Source organism: Mediterraneibacter flintii (genome assembly GCF_055387595.1).
Map to the genome: position 1 here is coordinate 632442 of NZ_AP031405.1, position 23031 is coordinate 655472.

General features: G+C 44.0%; 21 protein-coding genes. 17 read left to right on the forward strand and 4 right to left on the reverse strand.

All coding sequences use genetic code 11. The features are described 5' to 3' along the window. Nucleotides 1-75 precede the first annotated feature (75 nt). From ACZ5C4_RS02980 to ACZ5C4_RS02990, 3 genes are all read left to right on the forward strand, one after another. Complete coding sequence (locus ACZ5C4_RS02980) at nt 76-756, forward strand: ABC transporter ATP-binding protein (RefSeq protein WP_186876335.1); 681 nt, start codon at nt 76-78, stop codon at nt 754-756. Continuing rightward, complete coding sequence (locus tag ACZ5C4_RS02985; protein WP_464519732.1) at nt 753-3212, forward strand: ABC transporter permease; 2460 nt, start codon at nt 753-755, stop codon at nt 3210-3212. Before ACZ5C4_RS02980 ends, ACZ5C4_RS02985 begins: the two co-directional genes overlap by 4 nt. A 76-nt stretch (nt 3213-3288) precedes the next feature. Next, nucleotides 3289-4245: a DUF2238 domain-containing protein gene (locus tag ACZ5C4_RS02990; protein ID WP_464519733.1), complete on the forward strand. Its 957-nt coding sequence runs from the start codon at nt 3289-3291 to the stop codon at nt 4243-4245. A gap of 43 nt (nt 4246-4288) precedes the next feature. On the opposite strand, the gene ACZ5C4_RS02995 is transcribed toward ACZ5C4_RS02990, so the two are convergent. After that, entirely contained in the window at nt 4289-4966 is a 678-nt protein-coding gene (locus ACZ5C4_RS02995) for a TMEM164 family acyltransferase (RefSeq protein WP_464519735.1), read from the reverse strand. 664 nt (nt 4967-5630) lie between these two features. Between ACZ5C4_RS02995 and ACZ5C4_RS03000 the strand changes: the two genes are divergently transcribed. The 12 genes from ACZ5C4_RS03000 (at nt 5631) to ACZ5C4_RS03055 (ending at nt 16798) form a co-directional block, all read left to right on the forward strand. Beyond that, complete coding sequence (locus ACZ5C4_RS03000; protein WP_464522295.1) at nt 5631-6290, forward strand: F0F1 ATP synthase subunit A; 660 nt, start codon at nt 5631-5633, stop codon at nt 6288-6290. Nucleotides 6291-6321: 31 nt separating this feature from the next. Then, on the forward strand, nt 6322-6546 hold the full coding sequence (atpE, locus tag ACZ5C4_RS03005) for an ATP synthase F0 subunit C (RefSeq protein WP_178058253.1): 225 nt from the start codon (nt 6322-6324) through the stop codon (nt 6544-6546). 29 nt (nt 6547-6575) lie between these two features. Further along, nucleotides 6576-7079: a F0F1 ATP synthase subunit B gene (atpF, locus tag ACZ5C4_RS03010; RefSeq protein ID WP_464519736.1), complete on the forward strand. Its 504-nt coding sequence runs from the start codon at nt 6576-6578 to the stop codon at nt 7077-7079. Beyond that, nucleotides 7060-7593, forward strand: coding sequence for an ATP synthase F1 subunit delta (gene atpH, locus ACZ5C4_RS03015; RefSeq protein ID WP_464519737.1), 534 nt, complete (start codon nt 7060-7062; stop codon nt 7591-7593). Before atpF ends, atpH begins: the two co-directional genes overlap by 20 nt. Next, on the forward strand, nt 7590-9107 hold the full coding sequence (gene atpA / locus ACZ5C4_RS03020) for a F0F1 ATP synthase subunit alpha (protein WP_464519738.1): 1518 nt from the start codon (nt 7590-7592) through the stop codon (nt 9105-9107). The genes atpH and atpA overlap by 4 nt, the downstream gene beginning before the upstream one ends. 3 nt (nt 9108-9110) lie before the next feature. After that, the gene (atpG, locus tag ACZ5C4_RS03025) at nt 9111-10004 is read left to right on the forward strand and encodes an ATP synthase F1 subunit gamma (RefSeq protein ID WP_464519739.1); all 894 of its coding nucleotides are present in this window, start codon (nt 9111-9113) and stop codon (nt 10002-10004) included. 9 nt (nt 10005-10013) lie between these two features. Then, on the forward strand, nt 10014-11402 hold the full coding sequence (gene atpD, locus ACZ5C4_RS03030; RefSeq protein ID WP_464522296.1) for a F0F1 ATP synthase subunit beta: 1389 nt from the start codon (nt 10014-10016) through the stop codon (nt 11400-11402). Nucleotides 11403-11414: 12 nt separating this feature from the next. Then, entirely contained in the window at nt 11415-11831 is a 417-nt protein-coding gene (atpC, locus tag ACZ5C4_RS03035; RefSeq protein ID WP_186876343.1) for an ATP synthase F1 subunit epsilon, read from the forward strand. Nucleotides 11832-12471: 640 nt separating this feature from the next. Then, complete coding sequence (locus tag ACZ5C4_RS03040; protein WP_464519740.1) at nt 12472-13293, forward strand: Rpn family recombination-promoting nuclease/putative transposase; 822 nt, start codon at nt 12472-12474, stop codon at nt 13291-13293. A 398-nt stretch (nt 13294-13691) separates the two neighbouring features. Continuing rightward, nucleotides 13692-15314: an EAL domain-containing protein gene (locus tag ACZ5C4_RS03045; RefSeq protein ID WP_464519741.1), complete on the forward strand. Its 1623-nt coding sequence runs from the start codon at nt 13692-13694 to the stop codon at nt 15312-15314. Nucleotides 15315-15380: 66 nt separating this feature from the next. Further along, nucleotides 15381-16010 carry a 4'-phosphopantetheinyl transferase family protein gene (locus ACZ5C4_RS03050; RefSeq protein ID WP_464519742.1) on the forward strand — a complete coding sequence of 210 codons (630 nt, stop codon included), beginning with the start codon at nt 15381-15383 and terminating at the stop codon, nt 16008-16010. Next, entirely contained in the window at nt 16010-16798 is a 789-nt protein-coding gene (locus ACZ5C4_RS03055) for a M15 family metallopeptidase (RefSeq protein ID WP_464522297.1), read from the forward strand. The genes ACZ5C4_RS03050 and ACZ5C4_RS03055 overlap by 1 nt, the downstream gene beginning before the upstream one ends. Before the next feature lie 82 nt (nt 16799-16880). On the opposite strand, the gene ACZ5C4_RS03060 is transcribed toward ACZ5C4_RS03055, so the two are convergent. Next, nucleotides 16881-18605: a vWA domain-containing protein gene (locus ACZ5C4_RS03060; RefSeq protein WP_464519743.1), complete on the reverse strand. Its 1725-nt coding sequence runs from the start codon at nt 18603-18605 to the stop codon at nt 16881-16883. A gap of 3 nt (nt 18606-18608) precedes the next feature. After that, nucleotides 18609-19541 (reverse strand): AAA family ATPase, encoded by a 933-nt coding sequence (locus ACZ5C4_RS03065; protein WP_464522298.1) that lies wholly within the window; start codon nt 19539-19541, stop codon nt 18609-18611. Between the two features lie 230 nt (nt 19542-19771). Here ACZ5C4_RS03065 and ACZ5C4_RS03070 point away from each other — a divergent pair, with 230 nt between their 5' ends. Both ACZ5C4_RS03070 and ACZ5C4_RS03075 read left to right on the forward strand, forming a co-directional pair. Then, on the forward strand, nt 19772-20572 hold the full coding sequence (locus ACZ5C4_RS03070; RefSeq protein WP_464519744.1) for a hypothetical protein: 801 nt from the start codon (nt 19772-19774) through the stop codon (nt 20570-20572). A gap of 23 nt (nt 20573-20595) precedes the next feature. Then, the gene (locus ACZ5C4_RS03075) at nt 20596-22008 is read left to right on the forward strand and encodes a deoxyguanosinetriphosphate triphosphohydrolase (RefSeq protein WP_464519745.1); all 1413 of its coding nucleotides are present in this window, start codon (nt 20596-20598) and stop codon (nt 22006-22008) included. Here ACZ5C4_RS03075 and ACZ5C4_RS03080 read toward each other — a convergent pair. Continuing rightward, nucleotides 22001-22960, reverse strand: coding sequence for a DUF6128 domain-containing protein (locus ACZ5C4_RS03080; RefSeq protein WP_464519746.1), 960 nt, complete (start codon nt 22958-22960; stop codon nt 22001-22003). The two genes, ACZ5C4_RS03075 and ACZ5C4_RS03080, sit on opposite strands and share 8 nt — an antisense overlap. Nucleotides 22961-23031 lie beyond the last annotated feature (71 nt).

Below are 23031 nucleotides of genomic sequence, written 5' to 3' on the forward strand. Positions count from 1 at the left end.
TTCTTTTTTCATTTTTGAGAGGTTTTTGAAACATTTGCCTGTTATCCTCTAACTAAAAGATGGAGGTGTCAGAAAATGAGTATACTGGTTACGGAAAATTTAAAGAAATACTATGGGACAGGTGCAAATGAAGTGCGGGCATTAGACGGTGTTTCCATGGAAGTAGAGGATGGAGAGTTTGTCGCAATCGTTGGGACGAGTGGCAGTGGAAAATCTACTCTGTTAAATATGCTGGGAGGTCTGGACATACCTACTGCAGGAGAGGTTACAATTGCGGGAAAAAAGCTTTCTGGTATGGGCGACGAGAAGCTGACTATTTTCAGAAGACGCCGGATCGGATTTGTCTTTCAGAACTATAACCTAGTTCCTATTTTAAACGTCTATGAAAATATTATCCTTCCGGTATCCTTAGACGGAGGAAAACCAGACGAACTTTATTTAAAAAAAATTATCAGTCTCTTGGGACTGAAAGAAAGGCTGACAGAGATGCCGGGCAATCTGTCAGGCGGACAGCAGCAAAGAGTGGCGATTGCGCGTGCATTAGCGTCTAAACCTGCACTCGTGCTTGCAGATGAGCCGACAGGGAACCTGGATTCAAAGACCAGCCAGGATGTGATCGGATTGATTAAGACATCCAGCCGACAGTTTCATCAAACGGTGGTGATGATCACACATAATGAAGAAATCGCACAGACTGCAGACCGGATTATCCGGATTGAGGACGGAAAAATCATGGAAAGCAGGTGGACAGTATGAGCCGCAGCAAGAGAATCTCTTCGAATAATAACAGGAGATCTGTCTGGTCTTTAGCTGTACGCAGTGTAAAGAGCAGCAAAATGAAAGACTTTTTTGTAATTTTGACGATTGTATTGTCTGTCAGCCTTCTGATGGTGATGTCCCTGTTTTATGTCGGAATGAATACAGAGACAAAACGGACGGTCGCACGCATGCAGCATGCTATTTATTACAATCTGGAGGAAGAACAGCTTGCACAGATGGCGAAGGATGAACGAAGCCAATATGTGCTTTCCATGAAAGAAGGGCAGGCTGTCGAGGTGGACGGGAACATGGTTAAGCCTGCGGCGTATGGAAAAGCTCCCTTGAAAAACGAAGGCATAGAAATAGACACAGTGACTCCGACAGAGGGGAAAATACCAGAGAAGACAGAGGAGATTATGCTTTCGGATGCTTACTGCAAGCTGGCGGGAATAAAGGCGACTCCGGGGGAAACGGTTTCTTTTACATGGCTGGACGGTACAACAGAGAACTATCGTATCTCTGGCATTTACCACACAGAGGAAAACCAGCCCCTTTATACGGTGTTGTTCTCGGAAGCATATGCCAGAGAGGGCAGCCAGTTAAAGGAAGTTCCATGGGAAGGGATCGTCTGCTTTTATGGAGCAGATGAGATGACGCAGCCGGCGTTTGAGGAGCTGGTTTATGGCTTTGGGGACGACTGTGGCGTTACAAGAAAAGATATGAATATCAATAATTTCTTCTTGGATGCACTTCCGGGAGGAGATATGGCAATGCAACAAATGATGGTAGTCATCTGTGCAGGTATCGGGCTTCTCTTTGTCAGTGTACTTGTCATCTATAGTGTATTCTATCTTTCTGTAGTAGGAAGAATCCGCCAGTTTGGGCAGCTTCGGACGATAGGCATGACAAAGAGGCAGATTCGCAGAATGGTACGGATAGAAGGACTGTTTCTAAGTGCGCTGGGTATTCCGATTGGCTTGCTTGTCGGCGGCGTGGTCAGCTATGTAATACGGCCGGGCGGCTGGGACATTGTACACACGTTGATTGCAGCGGGAATTGTGACGGTAGCAGATGTAATTACTGTTTTAATTTCTGTGCAGAAGCCTGCGAAGAAGGCAGCTTCTGTCTCTCCGGTGGAAGCGGCAAAATATTCCGGTTATACAGGGGAAGAGAAGAAAAAGAAAAGGAAAGAGTCGGGCAGCCGGACTATAAGACTGGCAAGAAAGATTACGCCGACGAGTCTTGCTGTTATGAGTAATGCAAGAAATAAGAAAAAAACAGTACTTACAATGATTTCTCTTGGTATCGGCGGAATACTTTATATGCTGGCGGCATTTTTTGTGACCTCTACCAGTCTGGAGGGATACGCAAGGCAGGGAGAATATAAATATGGAGAATTTGTAATAGGCTATTCTTATAATGTGGCAGAGACAGCCGAACATGGAGAGACTCAGCTTCAAAAGGAACATCCTCTGGATGAAAAGCTGCTGCAGGAGATCGAGAAAACAGACGGTGTGAAGAACATGCATACGGTGCAAAGGCTGGAAGTATCTTGGGAGGCCCACGACACCCAGGAGGAAGGAGACGACAATGTAAGAAGCTTTCCCCAAAAGCGTATGGAAAAATTAAAGGAATTGAAGCATACCGGAGATTTTACTTATGAAAAAATGGTAGAAGAGGATGGGATTCTCTTTACCCGGGGAGGAGCCTGGGAGGAAGTCTACGGGTGGGAATTCAAACCAGGAGATAAAGTGAAGCTGTCCTGGTACGACGGAGAAGAGGAGAGGGAGAAGGAATTTACAATTATGGGTATCATAGATGCAAACGACTTTGACGAGGAACCAGGAGATACCTTTACTTCCTTTTTGATTCCAGAACAGACACTGAAAAGTATGACAAAAGGGCTGAACCTGAATGCAGAGCTGATTGTTGAGACGGATCAGAAAAAAGAAACACAGGTTGGAAAAGAACTAAAAGATATAACAGAACAATACCCTTACCTATCGCTGGGGACGCTGGAGGAACAAAGACTAATCGCAAAATCGCAGTTTACTACGTTGTTTTCTGTTATGCTGGGACTTAGTATGTTTATCATAGGGTTTGCATTGCTCAATCTTCTAAATACTCTGATTACGAATATACTGACGAGGAGCCATGAATTTGCCATGCTGCAGTCTGTGGGAATGACGAGGCGGCAGCTTTGTAAAATGCTGCGTATGGAAGGGCTTATATTGGCAGCCGGAAATCTGGCTGTATCACTGGTACTGGGAACAGCGGCAGGATACGCTATGATACAGATTATGAATTATTTCGGGGCGGACTATATGCACTTTGTATTCCCTGTCTGGTATTTCCTAGGATATGCGGCATTTATCCTTCTGGTTCCCGTTCTGGTTACGGAATATATGGTAAGAAAATTTCAGAAACAACCGCTGGTAGATAGGTTAAGATAAGAGGAGTCTTTTTTGTGTGACTTTCAAATAGGAGTGTGATAGAATAAAAGGAAAAAACGGAGAAGTATGGTATTAGATGAAGAACAAAGAAGAAAAACAGAGCAGAGAAGAAAGACGGGCGGGCGGACGTCTTAGAAATCTCAAGAAAGCGCTTGGCATGGAGCTGCGGGAGCATAAGAGTTCCTTTATCGTGTATTTTGTGCTGCGTTTCCTTGTTATAGCAATGATGATTCTGCAGATTTTAAACAGGAATTATGAAAATGTATTTCTATGTGCATTGACCTTGCTTTTGCTTGTAATACCGAGTTTCGTACAGGTTACATTTAAAATCGAGCTGCCGACGACCTTAGAGATTATTATTCTTGTTTTTATATTTGCCGCGGAGATTTTAGGAGAGATCAGCGAATTTTATCTGATGTTTCCATTCTGGGATACAGTACTGCATACGCTCAATGGATTTCTCGCCGCGGCAATCGGATTTTCCCTTGTAGATTTATTAAATCGCAGTGAAAGGACATCTTTTACATTGTCTCCGGTATTTATGGCTATCGTGGCGTTTTGTTTTTCAATGACGATCGGGGTAATATGGGAATTTTTTGAATTTGGAATGGATCAGATTCTGGGCTATGATATGCAGAAGGATACGGTAATCCATGTGATTCGTTCTGTGACGCTGGATCCGGCGGGGCATAATGTTCCTGCAATCATTGACAATATTTCCAGCACAGCCGTAAATGGAAAAGAGCTTGGGCTTGGAGGATATTTAGATATTGGCTTGATTGATACAATGAATGATTTGATTGTTAATTTTATAGGGGCGACAGTCTTTTCTGTGATCGGCTTTTTCTATGTAAAGAGCAGAGGAAAAGGAAAAGTCGCACGCCGGTTTATTCCGCGCAGAAAGAAAAGTGACAGAGATTTTCTGCGGATTGTCGCGGAAAACGCAGAAAAGGAATCGGAGGAACAAAAAGGACGAAAGGAAAAAGAATCGGAGGAAGCGGTCAGGGAGGGAAAGAAAACACAGGACAGCTGACAGGCGGCTGCGCGTAGGAAGGCTGTGTTTACGTCTTATCTCCTTAAAAATTTTTGTCCGCCGGAAGTGCTTTTTTACATCGTTTCCAGATAAGCCTCCACATAAGGAACAGAAAGAAAGCACCACATATCGTCGAAAGGATATATAGAAGGATAGCAGTAAGGTTTCCTGCCGTATCTGCAATCTCGCGGAATACGATCTGTTGCATAGAATAGTCTGGATTGATATAGAACATGTTGATTGTGCCAAAGGAATCGAAGGTCAGATTGATCCACTCTGCAATGGTGCAGCAGGCAAGGTATAGAAGTACCGTTATTCCAAAAGCAGGAACACGCAGACGGAACGCTCTCTGCTTAAATAATGTAAATCCGGCATACAGGCCGATCAAGATTAGGACAAAGTGCCAGAGATAGGAATGAACTGTAAGCAAGGCGAGAGGATAGTGCAGCCCGCTTGTGTCGGCAAAGGCGGCGATACCGCCTAAAAGACCGAAAGTGGAGAGAAAGACAAGGAAGCTTTCCTGTATTTTGAGGGGCACGAACGGCAGCAGAAGCATAAGATACATAGGAATACTGCATAGCTGGAAGGGCAGATACCACCAGTAATAGCTTCCGCCATTTACGACGAAGGTAAGCAGTAATTGTTTGAATATTTCACTTAAGAACAGACAGATTCCGCAGAGGAAAAAACTGCGGAATCTATTTTTATGTTCAAATCGCATAAAAACCTCCGGAATATAAAGTCAGCAATATCTGTGTATTATCAGTACAGGCATATGCAGGTGTTAGTTCTATTATAAGACAAATTTAGAAAAGATATAGGGGGAAAGTTTGTGAAATAATAGACAGATTTCTGGGCGTTTTTTACAAAAATATAGGACGAAAAAAATAGAATATTGTGTGTTGTGCAATTGAAAAATAAAAGAGGGTGTTTTTAGAAATGAAGAAGCGGCAAAATAGATAAAAATAGCGAAATGAGGATTTTGAATACAGACAAATTCGTGCAAAAACCGACTGAGTTCGGTTTTTGAAAAGGACTGAATTTTTTTGTTGACAAATCAACAAATTGCGCGTAACCTTTAAATGTCTTTTGGACAAGGGTTGTTTAAAAGACTGGAGGGGCATATGTTCAGGAAAGAACAGGCTTCTTTTTTGTATAATAGGAAATTTTGATAAATTTCCTATTATACAAAAAGCCCTCCGGGCAGGATGCGCACGCCGCAATAACGAAATTTTACCGCTTTGCGGTATTGCGGCGGCGCGCAAAGCGGACAAGCCCCTCAAGAGTGAGGGGGCAGGAAAGTTGAAGTGGGCTTTTCCACTTTGTTCTGCATGAATTTAAGAAGAAAAGGAGGAAGTGATACGGGAGATTTAACAGAAAAATTAATGGAAGAATTAAACTGTGAAACAGTGTTTGACCTTCCGGTTTTAGGCGGTATTTCAGAGTCCGTTGTTGTCACCTGGATCATTATGGCAGTTCTGGTAATTGCGTCTGTGATACTGGTACGAAACCTAAAGGTTGAAAATCCCGGCAAAGTGCAGCTTGCACTGGAATCCGCTATAGGGTGGGCGCAGGATTTCTTTGAAGGAATTATCGGAAAAGAGAACAGACGATATATCCCTTATCTGATAACTGTTCTTCTTTATCTGGGGATTTCTAATGCGGTTATGCCACTGTTTGGGTTCAAGCCTCCGACAAAAGATTTGAATGTAACGGCGGCTTTGGCAATTATGAGTATGTGCCTGATTGAATTTTCAGGCATACATAAGAATGGATTAAAGCACTGGGTGAAACATTTCGCCAAACCGGTACCGGTTGTAGCGCCGATTATGGTACTGGAGGTTGTAATCAGGCCGTTGTCTCTTTGTATGCGTCTGTTCGGCAATATGCTTGCCGGATTTGTGGTAATGGAACTTTTGAAGGTGTTTGTACCTCTTATCATTCCGATTCCGGTAAGCTTTTATTTTGATATATTTGACGGACTGCTTCAGGCATATGTGTTTGTATTTCTGACGGCGCTGTTTATGAATGAGGAAATGGAGTAAATAAGATTAAAGAAAAAGGAGATTGAATAGTATGGGAACAATTATTGCAATTGGAGCAGGTATTGCGGTTTTAACAGGTATTGGAGCAGGAATTGGCATTGGAATTGCAACAGCGAAGGCTACAGAGGCGATTGCCAGACAGCCTGAGGCAGAAGGAAAAATCAGTAAAACGCTGATTCTTGGATGTGCGCTTGCAGAGGCGACGGCGATTTATGGCTTTATTATCGGTCTGTTGATTATTTTCTTCTTAAAATAAAGACAATAACGGAAAGGCGGGTGAGACAGGTGCTGCAACTGAATATGAACCTTCTCTATACCATTATAAATCTTGTTGTTCTTTATCTTTTGCTTAGGCACTTTTTGATTAAGCCTGTGACAGAGATCATGGAAAAAAGAAAGAAGCTCATCGAGGAGGGGCTTTTAAACGCGCGGAACGCACAGGATGACGCGGCGAAAATGAAGCAGGAATATGAGAAGGCTTTAAGCGGCGCAAAACAGGAGTCCGCAAAGATCCTTGAGAAGGCGCAGAGACAGGCAAAAGAGGAATATGAGAAAATCCTGCAAAAAGCTGACGAGAAAGCGGCAGATATGATGGAGTCTGCGAAAGAATCTATCCGCGTACAGCGGGAACAGACGATACACGAGCTCGAGTCCCAGATTGCAGGCCTGGCGGTAAATGCGGCTGCCAAAATTGTAGGAGAAAAGGCAGAGAATCAAGGAAATCAGGAAATTTATAATCAGTTTCTAGAAGAAGTAGGTGAAGCTTTTGATGACCCAGACAAAAAATAGTACAGGGCAGATACCGGCAGCAGCGATACGGTACGCCAGAGTATTGTATGAGCTTCCGATTTCAAAGGAAGTGATACAGGAGGCAAGGGATATATTAAAAGAGACGCCGATTCTCTATGATGTGTTTATAAATCCTGTGGTTGCCGACTGCAGTAAAATGAGAGTGATTGGCAGGATTTTTCCGGAAGAAATAAGAAATTTTTTAAAGCTTGTATGCAAAAACCATAGAATGAATCTGATTACAGATATATTTGCTGCCTATGACAGATATTCAGATGAGAAGGAACAGATCATCCATGCACAGCTTATCTGTGTAGAGCCTCCGGATAAAGAGCAGCAAAAGAAGATAGAAGCGTTTCTTTTAAAGAAATACAGCGCTGTAGAAGTCAAGCTCACGATTCGTAAAGATCCGCGTCTGCTGGGCGGATTTATATTGCTTGTCGGCAATGAGGAGTATGACTGGAGTCTGAAAGGACGATTAGACAGATTAGAACAAAAATTGACCTGGAGGTGAACAAGGTGAATGCAATCAGTTCAGATGAAATTATCTCTATCTTAAAAGAGGAGATAGAAAATTTTGATAGTATGGCAAAAGACAGCGAAGTCGGAACGGTTGTCGCAGTTGGCGACGGAATTGCCACCATTTACGGAATTGACCACGCGATGTATGGGGAGATTGTTACCTTCGATACAGGCTTAAAGGGTATGGTACAGGACGTCCGGAAAAATGAGATAGGGTGTATCCTTTTTGGACATGATACCGGCATCAGAGAGGGAACGAAAGTAACCCGAACAGGAAAGAAGGCAGGCGTTCCGGTAGGAGAAAGCTACATTGGAAGAGTTGTGGATGCGCTGGGAGCTCCAATCGACGGAAAAGGTCCGATTCAGGAAGACGATTATCGGCCTGTCGAGCAGGAAGCGCCGGGAATTATCGACCGGAAATCGGTCAGTGTACCGTTGGAGACGGGGATCCTTTCTATAGATGCGATGTTCCCGATCGGACGCGGTCAAAGAGAGCTGATTATTGGAGACCGGCAGACCGGAAAAACTTCGATTGCGCTGGATGCGATTTTGAATCAGAAGGGAAAAGACGTCATCTGTATTTATGTAGCAATCGGTCAGAAGGCTTCTACAGTTGCAAAGGTGGTTAATACACTTGGAAGTCATGGGGCGCTGGACTATACGATTGTTATGTCCTCGACGGCGAGTGATTGTGCGCCGCTGCAGTATATTGCTCCTTATGCCGGTACAGCAATGGCAGAATACTTTATGTACCAGGGAAAGGATGTATTGATTGTATACGACGATCTGTCGAAGCACGCGGTGGCTTACAGAGCCTTGTCTCTTCTGCTTGGACGTTCTCCGGGACGTGAGGCGTACCCGGGAGATGTGTTCTATTTACATTCCAGACTTTTGGAACGTTCAAGCCGTCTGAGTGAAGAAAAAGGCGGCGGCTCCATTACAGCGCTGCCGATTATAGAGACACAGGCAGGAGATGTATCTGCATACATTCCGACGAATGTGATTTCTATTACGGATGGGCAGATTTTCTTGGAAAGCGATCTATTTGCCGCAGGTATGAGGCCTGCTGTCAACGTGGGACTGTCTGTATCTCGTGTGGGTGGTGCGGCACAGACAAAGGCGATGAAGAAAGCATCTGGAAGTATCCGTATTGATCTGGCACAGTATCGGGAAATGGAAGTGTTTACTCAGTTTAGTTCCGATCTGGATGCGGCGACGAAGGAACAGCTGGAATACGGAAGCGGCCTGATGGAGCTTTTAAAACAGCCGCTATGCCACCCTTTGAGCCTGCATGAAAAGGTGATTACATTATGTGCAGCTACGCATAAAGTATTGCTTGGTGTAGACAAGGCAAATATCAAATCTTTCCAGAAGGAAATGCTCGCATATTTTGAGACAGAACATCCGGAAATCGGACAGGAGATAGAGGAAAGCAAAGCGCTGACGGAAGAATTGATAGAAAAGATTGTTGAGGCAGCCGGAGAATTTAAAAAGAGCAGGTGTTAGCACATGGCAAATATAAAAGAAGTACAGGAACGTATCAACAGTGTCAAAGACACGATGAAAATTACAAATGCGATGTATATGATTTCTTCTTCTAAGATGACACAGGCGCGGAAAAAATTAGCGGATACAGAACCATATTTTTACGGACTGCAAGGAGAGATTGCAAGGATTTTGCGGCACCTGCCGGAATTGACGCACCGTTTTTTTGACAGGCGTGAGGGGGTGCCCAAAGAGGAGAGGAAAATTGGTTCCATTGTGGTCACCGCAGATAAAGGCCTTGCGGGAGCCTATAATCACAATGTGATAAAGCTGGAGGAAGAAATTCTGGCAAAGCCGGGAAAACACAAGCTTTTTGTGGTGGGAGAGCTTGGCAGGCATTATTTTTCCAAGAAAGAGATTGAAATTGATACGAATTTTCAGTATACAGTTCAGAAACCAACGATGCACCGGGCAAGGAACATTTCCGCGAAGATTTTAGAACAGTTTCAGAATAGAGAATTGGATGAGGTTTACATTGTGTATACCAGAATGGAAAATTCGGTACAGGCAGATGCAGAGGCAGTAAAGCTCCTTCCTCTGGAAAGAAGTGATTTCAGTGAAATGAAAATGCCTCTGAATATGTACCGAGAAGCGATTGAACTGTATCCTTCGGCGGAAGCAGTGATGGACAGCATTGTTCCAAATTATGTGACGGGTATGGTTTATGGCTGTCTGGTGGAGGCTTATGCCAGCGAGCATAATGCCCGTATGATGGCAATGAAATCTGCTACTGACAGTGCACAGAGCCTGATCAAAGATTTGTCTGTTCTATATAACAGGGCGCGGCAGGCGGCAATTACCCAGGAGATAACGGAGGTCTGCGCGGGAGCCAGAGCACAGAATGGGGAAAGGAAGTGAGCATGAATGATGAATAAAGGACGAATTGTACAGGTGATGGGGCCTGTCGTTGACGTAGTGTTTGAAGATGGAGAGCTTCCTTACATTAAGGACGCTCTTGAAGTAGAGAATAACGGCAAAAAATGTATTATGGAAGTGGCACAGCATCTGGGAAATAACGAAGTGAGGTGCCTTATGCTCGCGGCGAGTGAAGGGCTGCACAGGGACATGGAAGTGACGGCGACCGGTGCGGGAATCAAAGTTCCCGTCGGGGAAAAGACGCTGGGAAGATTGTTCAATGTTCTTGGAGAGACGATTGATGATGGAGAGAAAATAGAGGAAGCTCCCAAGTGGGTCATTCACAGAGATCCGCCGAGCTTCGAAGATCAAAGTCCGGTAGTTGAAATTCTGGAGACAGGAATCAAAGTCATTGACCTGCTGGCGCCTTATGCGAAAGGCGGCAAGATTGGGTTGTTCGGCGGCGCGGGTGTTGGGAAAACTGTGCTGATACAGGAGCTGATCCGCAATATCGCCACCGAACATGGAGGATATTCTATTTTTACAGGTGTAGGAGAGCGTTCCCGCGAGGGAAACGATCTCTGGACAGAGATGAAAGAATCAGGCGTATTGGAAAAAACAGCGCTGGTATTCGGACAGATGAATGAACCGCCTGGAGCGCGTATGCGTGTGGCAGAGACAGGGCTTACAATGGCGGAGTATTTTCGTGATGAGCAGCATCAAAATGTACTTCTCTTTATCGATAATATTTTCCGTTTCACACAGGCAGGAAGTGAGGTTTCTGCGCTGCTTGGGCGTATGCCTTCCGCAGTAGGCTATCAGCCGACTCTTGCCACCGAGATGGGAGAGCTCCAGGAAAGAATTGCTTCAACGAAAAATGGCTCCGTTACATCAGTACAGGCAGTCTATGTGCCGGCGGATGACCTGACAGATCCGGCTCCGGCAACGACGTTCGCGCATCTGGACGCAACCACTGTACTTTCCAGAAAGATTGTAGAGCAGGGAATTTATCCGGCGGTAGATCCTCTGGAATCCAGTTCACGTATCCTGGAAGCAGATGTAGTAGGCGAGGAGCATTATGAAGTAGCAAATAAGGTACTCGCTATTTTACAGAAATATAAGGAACTGCAGGACATTATTGCCATTCTTGGCATGGAAGAATTGTCAGATGAAGACAAGGCAACGGTTATGCGCGCGCGGAAGATTCAGCGGTTTTTGTCCCAGCCGTTCTTTGTGGCAGAGACATTTACTGGTATTCCAGGCAGATACGTGCCATTGAAAGAGACTATCCGCGGATTTAAGATGATTATAAACGGCGAGATGGACGCGTATCCGGAATCTGCATTTTTCAATGTGGGAACCATTGACGATGTAATAGAGAAGGCAAAAGCTGCAGAATAGAGGTGCATGTGTATGGATACATTTGGACTGAAAATTATAGCAAGCGACAGGGTATTTTATGAAGGCAGGTGCAGGCAAATAATTATACCAGCGCCGGACGGGGAGAAAGGAATCCTTCCGAACCATGAGAATATGGTGATTGCAGTGAATGTCGGAGACGCGCGCATGGAAGTGGAAAAAGGAAAATGGGTGGATATTGCGGTCGGCGCAGGATTTATGGAAATTGTAAATAACCGTGTGACAATGCTGGTAGACACTGCGGAACGGCCGGAAGAAATTGACATCCGGCGTGCAGAGGAAGCAAAAGAACGCGCGGAAGAACAACTCCGTCAGAAACAAAGCATCCAGGAATACTACCACTCACAGGCGTCGCTGGCAAGAGCTATGAACCGCCTGAAAGTATCAAAAGAAAAACCTTGGAATCTTTGACAAATATAAATTTAATTGATGAAATGGTTCGCGCAAGAGGGCGTGTATTGCAACGTTCGTCAGGGCTTCGCCGAAATTCCTCACTTTTGCAACACACGCCCTCTTGCGCTTACACTTTCGCCAGCTTAAGTTTATAATTTCAGACAGAACAGAACCGGTTTCACGCTGCTACAGACTCCCAATCAGAAGTTTTTCCTTCGTCTATAGGAAGGTGGCGCCCTAACTGAAATTCATAAAAAAGAGAACGGCTTCACGTTGTTATAGCCCTCCAATTAGAAGTATCTATACTACTTCTGATTGGAAATGCATAGCAGCGTGAAGCCGATTTTTTATGTCTGGAAATATAAACTTAAGCTGGCGAAAGCGTGAGTGCGAAAGAGAGGCTTTGCGTGAGTGAGGAATTTCGGCGAAGCCCTGACGAACGATGCAAAGCCTCTCTTTCACACATCCCTTTTGTCGATTAAATTTATATGTATCATTCTATTTATGTTCATCTGATGGACAATCGGTTTTCCGGCAGTTAGCTGTCTGGATATTCTGAATCTTTACCCAATGGAACAAAAGAAACTGCTGTGTAACTTAAGGGGAAAGTGTTGTAAACCGTAAGACTTTTCCCTATAATAAAGGAGGAAAAGTAAATATGGAACAAAAACAAAAAACATTGAAGGACTTGAATCTGCTGGATCGTTTTTTATTCTCACAGGCTGCTGATGACCCAGATACAATGCGGGACATGCTGGAGATTATTCTAGGAAGGGAGGTTGTCTTAAAACTCCTGCCCCAGACAGAAAAGGAGCAGCGCACCCATCCGCTGAACCGGTATGTCCGTCTGGATGTCTGGGCAATGGACAAAGAGGAGCGCATATACAATACAGAGGTGCAGAGAGAGGATACCGGAAATCTGCCGAAGCGAAGCCGGTTTTATCAGGCGCTAATTGATTCCAACCTTTTAAAGCCAGGAGAAGTAGGGTTCCAAAGCCTGAATCCTGTCTATATTATTCTTATCTGCCCTTTTGATTTATTCGGTTATGGATTATACCGATATACCTTCCAGATGCAGTGTAAAGAAGTACCTGGATTATCCTTGCAGGACGACGCTATTCGGATATTTTTAAATACCCGCGGGCAGCACACAGAAGGAGTACCACAAGAACTGATAGAGCTGTTAAAGTATATGGAGCACACCACAGAGGAGGTAAGCGCCTCCTGTGCCAGTGAGAGGATACATAATATCCAGAAACGGATCCGCACAATCAAATCCAGTGAAAAGATTGGAGTAAAATATATGCAGGCATGGGAAGAAAAGATATTGGATCAGGAGAAAGCACGTAAAGAAGGACAGATGCAAAAATTAAAAGAATTGGTAGAAAAGAAAGTAAAAAAGGGATATGCAGCGGAAGAGATTGCGGAGATGTTGGAAGAAGATATAGAAACCATTCAAAAATTAATAGAAGAATTATAGCGCCGGTGTACAAGGGGGGCTCCTTGTACACTGACGCTAAAGTTAATGAAGCAGAAAGCAGCGTGAAGTGCAAATCTTCCTTTTATAATTACATATCAGTTCAGCCCGTACCATTCGTAAAACCGCACTCCGTGTTTATTGTGGCTATCGTCACTGTTTTATTCATTGGCGGGCGCTTCGCTCATCTGTATATTAGTCGCCGGATTCTTATGCAGGCATAAATCCGTCTCCTGCTAACAGAGGGTTGAACTGATACGAAATTACAGATTACAGAAAGCTTACAGACTTGCATTTTGACATAGATTATACTACAATAGCTTTATCTGAAATCGGATAAATAGGTTTTTTGCGCCCTTTTATCCAAAAAATGAGTAAAATTTTGAAAAAAGGGGTATTCCATGAGTGAAAAAGAAAGACAACGCTCTCTTGTAGAGATTATGAATGATGTACTGAGTACAGTACGGAATTATTATGATTCAGAATATGTATATTATATAGAAAAAGAATATGACGACGTAGAGACTATCTATGAGTGGTGTGCAGAAAATGTACCGTGGCAGCGTGACAAGATTAAAATGCTGGAGGCGGAACAGCAGCCTAAGTGGATGAAACAGGAAATAACAGACACAACGGAAGAAAGCTACAGTATATTTGAACAGATTGGCGAAGAGGCAACAGCAATTCTGGCGGTTGTAGGAGTGCACAGAGGGGGCTGTGAGTTATCTTTGATGTATGCGATGTTGCCATTTATAAGACAGGCGATTGTATTGCAGAAACAGCAGAAGCAGCAGGAGTACTTAAGCTACCACGACGATTTGACTGGATTATTAAACAGAAACAGCTTTGTACAGTATCTGGCAGAAGCTGAGAAAAAGAAGCGAAAAACGCTTGGCGCTTTATCTGTGGACATCAACGGACTGAAAAACTTTAACAAGGAATTTGGGCGCGACTACGGGGATGAAGTGGTTATCCGCGTGGGAGAGGTGCTAGAAGAGTTCTTTAAAAGCGGTATGGTTTTTCGTCTTACAGGAGATGAGTACCTGGCTGTTGCCGAAGATGCGTCATACGAAGAATTTATGAAGAATATTCATGCGGCGCATGATAAATTAGATAATATCAGCCTTGGGCTCGTTACGATGGGATATGCATGGGAAAAGATAGATATCAATGTAGATAATCTGGTGGCGCATGCAGAGAATATGATGCGTGAAGAAAAACAGAAATATTATAAAAACCTGAAGAAAGGACACCATGAGCCGATCATAAAGCAAGACTTGCTTCAGGATATTGAACAGGGAAGTTTTATTGTCTGTCTGGTACCTAAGATCGATGTAGTGACGGAGGAAATCGTCGGGGCAGAGGCAGTAGTGCGTTACCATCATAAAGATTTAGGAATTTTAAATCCTGAAAAATATATTACACTGCTTCAAGAAACCCGTCTGTCTCATCATTTAGACCTCTATGTATTTGAAGAGGTATGTAAGACCTTACGCAGGTGGGAGAGAGACGATATTCCTATGATTCCTATATCTGTAAATTTTGCCGGAGCTACTTTGTGCCAGGTGGATATTGCAGATAAAATGATGGCACTGATTGAGAAATACCATGTATCCTGCGAATATCTGGAGGTGGAAGTTTCAGAATCCTATGCAAATATGAATCAGGAAATGCTTTCAGAGACGAGCAATAAAATCAGGAAGGAAAATGTAAGAGTTACACTGGACCATTTCGGGGCAAAGGATTCTAGTATTTCTATTCTTTCTGTGATGGAATTTGATGGTTTGAAACTGGACAAGGGGCTTGTGTCTAATATTGTAGGAAACAGCCGCAGCAGAATTGTGGCAAAGGCAGTGATTGAGGTGTGCAGGCAGCTTGGAGCATATGTCTGTGCGTCTGGAGTGGAAACACAGGATCAGTTAAATGTGCTGAATGAACTTGGATGTAATTATGCACAGGGAAGTCTTTTTAATAAACCGATTACGATCGATACATTTGAAGTGCGGTATTTAAAAGAGAGATAGGCGGTATCCGCGGGCAAAAGCAGTGCTTTGCAGCGGCTGGCTAAGAGATGAAAAGGTTGAAAGCATATGGTGAAAGCCTGGGTTGCAGATATTCGTCCGCTACTGGACGAGGGATGTTATAAAAGATATTATGAAGTGCTTCCTTCTTTCAGACAGGAAAAAGCGGACAAGATAAAGAGAAAATTAAACAAGGCACAGAGTGTAGGTGTGTGGAGCTTGTGGGAAAAGATAAAGAAAGCGTATCAACTGCCAGAGGACAGTAGCTTCAATCTTTCCCATTCTGGTTTTTTTGTGATGTGTGCGGCGGAACTGGAAAAAAATGTAGATGTGCAGGTCGGCTGTGATATTGAGCAGATAAGGGAAGCAAATCTAAAGATGGCACACCGGTATTTTTGTCCTGCAGAGTACAAAAGGATAGTAGAGGCAGCAGACAGACAGCGGCAGAATGAAATGTTCTTTAGATATTGGGTACTCAAAGAAAGCTTTATGAAAGCGACGAGAAAGGGAATGGCTCTTGCACTGGATACCTTTGAAATTGTTTTAGGCACCCCCTCTATACTGATAAATAAGCCGGCTGATTTTACAGATTCCTATTATTACCGCGAATACGAGATTGAAGGCGAGCCATATAAAATGGCGGTCTGTTCAACACAAGAAGAAATAGATTCTAAGATACGGACGGAGTTTAAACTGTGATGAGAAAATGGAATGTGAAGATGAAAAAAATACTGATAACAGGAATCGCGATAGGAGTCGTATTTGGTATCCTGCTTACAATCGCCGCGGCGAAGCATGTAGTAGATTCACATGAGGAAAAATTGACTGCACAGAATAAAAAGCTGGAGACAGAGAACAAAGAGCTAAAAGGCAAGGTGCAGATAGAATCAGCGGTAGGAGACAGCGCTGCAACTCTTTCAGGAGATGAGGACGGATGGGCTTTAGCGCTTGTCAATGAAAGTCATCCTTTGGCGACGGACTATACGCCGGAGCTGACGGAGATTGATACAGAACGATCTGTAGATACAAGAATTGTCGAGGAATTAGAACAGATGTTAAGTGATGCGCAGGCGGAAGGTTTAAGTATGTATGTGGCGTCTGCGTACCGTTCCTATGAACAGCAGAGAGAAGTGTTTAATTCTACAATGCAAGACTGGATTGTACAGGGGTATAATCCGCTGGACGCATATGATGAGACAAAGAAATCGGTTGCAGTGCCAGGGACAAGCGAGCACGCGACGGGGCTTGCGGTGGACATTATTGCCTCTGCTTATGAGGCGCTGGATGAAGCACAGGGGGATACGCCGGAGCAGAAATGGCTTATGGAACACTGTGCTGAATATGGTTTTATACTCCGGTATCCTTCAGATAAAGCAGAGGTGACAGGGATTATTTACGAGCCGTGGCATTATCGGTATGTAGGAAAAGAGGCGGCGCAGGAGATAACAGAAAAAGGACTGACATTGGAAGAGTATCTGGAACAATAAGGATTGCCGTAAAGTATTGTTTACATAAAAAGTATAGCCGCTGTATATCTGTACAGACATTGTGGCAGAAAAGGGCGGCATATTATAAAGATAAGAGGGAATGGAGAAGCATATTCCCGACAGAATCAGCAAAATGATGGATATCTTGTATTCTTACAAAATCCCTGCCGAAGATTTCTTTTGCGGCGGGGATATCTTTTTCAATTCCCATAAACACTCCAAGAACTTGAATTCCGCGTTTTCTTAGATTCCGTACTTCCTTGGCCGTATCTTGAATACCAACGCTGTCTGTATATTCATGGTTCTGATAAAAAGGGCCTTCTTTTGCACAGCGATCGTCACTGGGGCTTGCATCAGACAGCATAATGAGCAGTCTCTTTTCACAGGGAGATTCTTCCATCAGATGTGCGGCGCCTCTAAGAGCCAGACCGTCTCTGTTACTGCCGGCAGCAGTATATGAAAAGATGTCTTTGTTTTGGTTATTCTCCTGATAGGTGCGGTATAACCGCATCACTGTGTAGCCGCGTATGCTGCAATAGGAATATATCTGTACAGGAATATGCAGGCGAGTAAGGCTTTCTGCAAGAATGTAGGCTTGGGCGGCGATACTTTCCTGACAATCTTTTCTGGAAGAAGAAGCATCTAAAAGCAAATCTACTGAAAATCCGGCAGAAAGGTGTTCTCCTTTTTTTGTAAAAATACGGTTGTCATCGAGGCAGAAAGCACGCCAGACCTGAGAGGTGTTTAATCTGCCAGAGTGTGAACGGGGGGCTTCTTCATCAGACAGAAAATCTAAGGCATTTGAAAGCTTTTCTGACAAACGAAGGATGCTATTTTGATGAAGCGGCAGGGCGTTCCTGTAATACTGGATGTTTTTTTCCTTCTGTAAAATGGTTTCCTGGCGGAAGGTCTGTACTTCTTTCTGAAATTTTTCAGGACATGCAGTAAGCGGCGTAAGGGATGCGCGCGTAAAGAGTAGATGGAGCCCTGCGTGATTTCCTGTACAAAGAGCTTGCTCGATTTTGCAGGCAGTCTGCTCAGGATACATACTCTCTCCGAAACATGCTTGTACATACTTCCTAGAAAGTGCTTCCTTTTCCAGGTGTGTGAACTGAAAAAGAACACCTAATTGTCGGGAAAGTGTGCCGGCAAGACTAGATGCAGCCTTCTCTTTGGAGGAGGTATGCACCCTTACATAGCCAGAATGAACCCTGCCAAGAGAATAAAATGCAGGAAGCACTTTCTGGAGAAAGTAGGATCCGGATTTTTTTCTGGGAGCGTGGGGGATATACTGGAAATAGGTTTGATAAATTTTCTTTGTCTTTTCTATGATCTCACAGGAAGATAACTGGGCGCTGTAGGACAAGGAGCTTAATAGCTCTTTTTCCCAGCCGGACAGAGAACTGTCTTTGCCTAAAATTTCACAGAACCTTCCGCGCTGTAGTGCACAGAGAAGCACATCCGAGGCAGATTTATGCATAGCTTTCAGATTACGGGCAGCGTATTCTGTACGCAGTTCTTTCAAGGCAGGACGTAATGGGACTTCTTTTTCGTAAGCGGCATTCTCAAGTCCCAGCCAGAAAATTCCCTCATATAGCTCTCTCTGACTGGTTCCCAGAGAATGAAAGAGATGCTCTATTTCTGTTTTATCATACCATTTGTATACCAGTCCAATGATAAGATTCAGGTATACGTCAGCGGTGTTATCCTGGTTAAAAGCGAGATAGAGTGGCTCAAACGAATAGTCTTCGGCAGCAGTCCAGATGATGTTTTTTGCCCGTTTTTCTTCCTGTATATCATAGTTCATACCTTATACCTCGAATAATTGATTGTGTTCTAGATGCCTTGGAATCCTCGTATGGATTATATCGCGGATGAAGGTTTGTTCATAGATGTCAAAAGATTTATTCGTGATTCCCATATCCAGAGCAGTATGCGCTTCCAGCCCTCTTTCCATAAGAGCGACAGCATCTAAAAGACCGCGTAAGTCCAACGGTTTGGATGAGATTTCGGAGTTTTCGCATTTCTTTTGCAATTCTAGAAAGAGTGCTGCAAACTGTTCAGCATATTTGGTTTTTATCGCAGGAAATTCGCACTGCAAAAGTCTTTTAAGCTGTTCATGGGTGATCATAGGCATCTGAATAACGACAAAACGAGAGGTAAGCGCTTCGTTAAGCTCTTTTGTTCCGGCATAACCATAGTTCATGGTAGCAATGAAACGGGCAGCGGGGTGAAGGGGGATCCGTTCGTATCCTGGTACGTCAATGACACGGCGGAAATCAAGCGCAGCATGAAGAACAGCCAACGCCTCATTTTTTGCCATGTTGATTTCGTCAAGTATGCCGAAACCACCGTACTTTGCACACTGAAAAACGGGACCCGGGCGGAAAACTACTTTTCCATTTTCAAAAGTATCGCAGCCGATCAAAGTGGAGGCGTCCATATTTACGTGAAAAGAAATGTCCCATCTGGGACGCCCGAATATGGCGGCGAGATTCTCGGCAAAGATGTTTTTTCCGGTTGCTTTATGTCCTGCAAGGAGAAGGTTTTTCCCGCTTAAGATGGCGCAGACTGCCGCTTCCCATATTTCTTTCCCATAGTAAAATTGAGAGGGGACAGGAAGCCGGTCTTTTAGATTTTCAGGAATAGGATAACAATCGGTGAATTGTTGGATGCTTTCCAACAAAGCAGGTTGCAGATATTCTTCTTTTAAACGATTTAACACAAGAGTTCCTCTTTTCATATAATGCATGTTTTTCGTGCCTGTTCCGCATAAAAACAGATAGTTTTGACAAGACAGGCTACGTATGTATTATAAATAAACAAGCGCTTATTTACAACTGCTATATTATTGACGAAAAAACAGGGTTTTGATAAAATGGGAAAAGGGAAAAAGATAGGTTTATGAAGCAACGATTATGTTGCTTCTGGGATATTCATATTGGAGTATAAGAGTACATAAGGAGGAAAGTCATGGAAGACCTGACATTTGGAGAACAAGTCAAAATTATTCTGGGAAGAAAGGGAATGACAATCAAAGAGCTGGCAGAAATAATTGAGGCACAGACCGGAAAAAAGATGTCCAGGCAGAATCTGACACAGCGTTTAGGAAGAGATAATTTTCAAGAACAAGATATGCGGATGATTGCGCGGATATTAGGTTGTCCGTTCCAACTGAGCATATTATCTGGAGAGACGACATTGCAGAAAAAAGCGGAACCTACGGCAGAGAAGGCAGCAGCGGACAAAGTAGAACGTGACATGACGATAGGGGAACTTTATGAAATTCACCAGGAATTGTCAGAATTGGAAGAAGAAGCAAAGTCTGGCGAGGCAGTTGAAACGATAAAGGAAGAGCTGGAGAACCCAAAGAAAGAAAAATTTCCGACAGGAAGCATTTTTTTCCGCAGGAAGGAAGGAAGCTCGCCAGAGAAGGAACGCAAGGCGACGGAACAACGAATCTTACATGCAGCGGGCAGGGAAGAAAGAGTTCCCGTCAGTGAAGGTTCTGAAAAAGAAGAAGACTTTGAACCTGTTATTCGTCAAAATGATGAGCAGGAGGATCGGGAACGCGGAGAGGTCAATCCATATACAGGAAGGGAATACCAGTCAAACAGCGTACGTATGCACCCTACAAGGATCGGTTATGTGCAGGTGTATGACAGGAAACTGCACAAGTGGACAGATATGACAGAGTGGGCGTTTTTAGGATACCAGGAAAGAATGAAAGCGCTGCTTGGAAAGGCATATGAGCCGCCGATTTATCTGGACTAAATGCAGAAAGGACATAGAAGTCTATGGAATGGAATACACTGCTGTCCGCACAGCGTATGCGGGGAGGAAAAAGCAAGAAAAACTTCAAATCAACAGATCTGCGCAGCGAATTTGAAAAAGATTATCACAGGATTATCGGAAGTGCGTCATTTCGCAGGCTGCAGGATAAGACACAAGTTTTTCCGCTGGATAAAAGCGATTTTATAAGGACAAGGCTGACACACTCTCTGGAGGTTGCCTCTCTGGGGAAATCGCTGGGGCAGAACATTGGGGAAAATATTTTAAATTATAGAAAAGACAGCGGATTTACGATACAGATGAAGGAGGATATCTGTCATATTCTGGAATGTGCGGGGCTGATACATGACATTGGCAATCCGCCTTTTGGACATTTTGGCGAGACAGCGATACGAGAATGGTTTGAACGTAACCTGCCGCAGCTTGTATTTAAAGGGAGACGGGTGGAAGATATATTGACACCTCAGATGAAGGGGGATTTTTATCATTTCGAAGGAAATGCGCAGGCGCTCAGGCTAGTGACAAAACTGCACTATCTGGTAGATGAATATGGAATGAACCTGACATACGCTCTGTTAAACACAATTGTGAAGTATCCGGTTCCTTCTGATAAAATCAATAAAAAAAGCGGCAACATAAAAGAGAAAAAGATGGGATATTATGATGCGGACAGAGAAGTATTTGAAGAAATTTCCAGCGCCACAGGAGCAGGAAACTGCAGGCATCCTCTGACATATATTCTGGAGGCGGCAGATGATCTCGCCTATAAGACGGCAGATATAGAAGATGCGTTTGTGAAAGGATTTGTCTCTTACTATACACTGGAAAGAGAACTGTCTGATTTGATGGAGAAGCATCCGGACGCCCCTTTTGATGCATTGGGGAAACTGAAAGAGCTGTATGAGAGGGGAGCAAAAAAACAGCCGCAGAATCCGGAATCCTATGCGGTAAAAAATTGGATTGTGCGTGTGCAGGGATTTTTGATTAGCTGTGCGACATATGGTTTTACATCACATTATGACGAAATTATGGCGGGAACCTTCTGCCACGATCTGTTTTACGGCACCTATGGGGAGGAGTTGATGGAGCTATTGGGGGATATTGCATTTCGGTATGTATTTTCCTCAAAAACGATCTATAAAATGGAAGTATCCGAGGCAGTGATTCTCGATTTTCTTATGGACAGACTGGTACATGCAGTCTTGTACTATGATACGAAAGAGAAGCTCAACTCTATAGACAGTCGGGTGATTTCTTTTATATCAGACAACTATAAAAATGCCTACAAGCTGCAGGCGGAGGGAAAGACAGAAGAGGAAAAGCTGTATCTTCGCCTGCTGCTTGTGACAGATTATGTCTGCGGTATGACAGACAGCTATGCAAAACGTCTGTATCAGGAAATGAACGGGATCATTTAATATAACGGCACCAGTGTCCGAAATCTGCATCGTCGTTTCGTTCTTCTTCTTCTAATTGAAGCGCTTCTGTATAAGAACGGGTAAACTGTGGAAAACCGAACAGGCTGGCAGCCCGCGCTTCATGGGAGTCATAAATGCCCGGAACACCGAGCCAGTAATGACCATCTTCTTCTACAAGAAGGAGGTGGTTATAATTATGATAACCATGGAGCAGAAAGCTGTTGTTTGCAAGAAACCAATATTTTTTTGGAAGCAGACATAGCTCACTGCGGTCAATTTTCCGTGCAGTAGGATGAACGGAGTTCTCTTTTACAGCGGGCTTTTCTGCAGGAGCCTCGTGGTTATCGGATTCGGGAGCCTCTGGTGGAGCTTCTGCGGGAGCCTCTTGGTTATCGGATTCGGATGCCTCTGGTGGTGTTTTGGTGGTAGAATTCTCTTCTGGAGAGCTTTCCTGCAAGGAAGCGTCTTCTGCCGGCGGTGTCGGCGAGGGCGACTTGTCGGCAGAGGCATCCTTTGCAGGAGTCTCATGCTCCGGCATTTCCGAAGAGGAGTCTTCACCGGAAAGGGAAGCTTCCTCGTAAGGGATAATATTCTGGGGAACAATATGTGAGACAACCCAGAATTTTTGAGATTCTGTGTGTGACGCTTTCAAGAAGAACCCGTCAATTCTTTCCAGAGTGCGGCCCTGCGGGAAGACAGATTCCGAGACGGAAATCCGGACGGACAAAGAGTGCTCCATGCAGGAGAGGGAAGCAAGCTTTTTAGCGACACTATGTTCCCCGTCCTGGTAGAAAACATATAAATCTACACTGCTCTTAGCGTGGACAGAAATGCCTCTTGCCTGGATTTGCAGGATGCAGGTGTGATAATGCCGAGTGATTTTAAAAAATCCGACATTTCTTACTTTACGGATATTTTCATATTCATATAGATAACAATTACCGGGATTCATACTATATACCTCTGGTCTTGTCTTTCTTTTAAATCTATTCAGTACATGACTGAAAAAGAACCGGAGGAAAA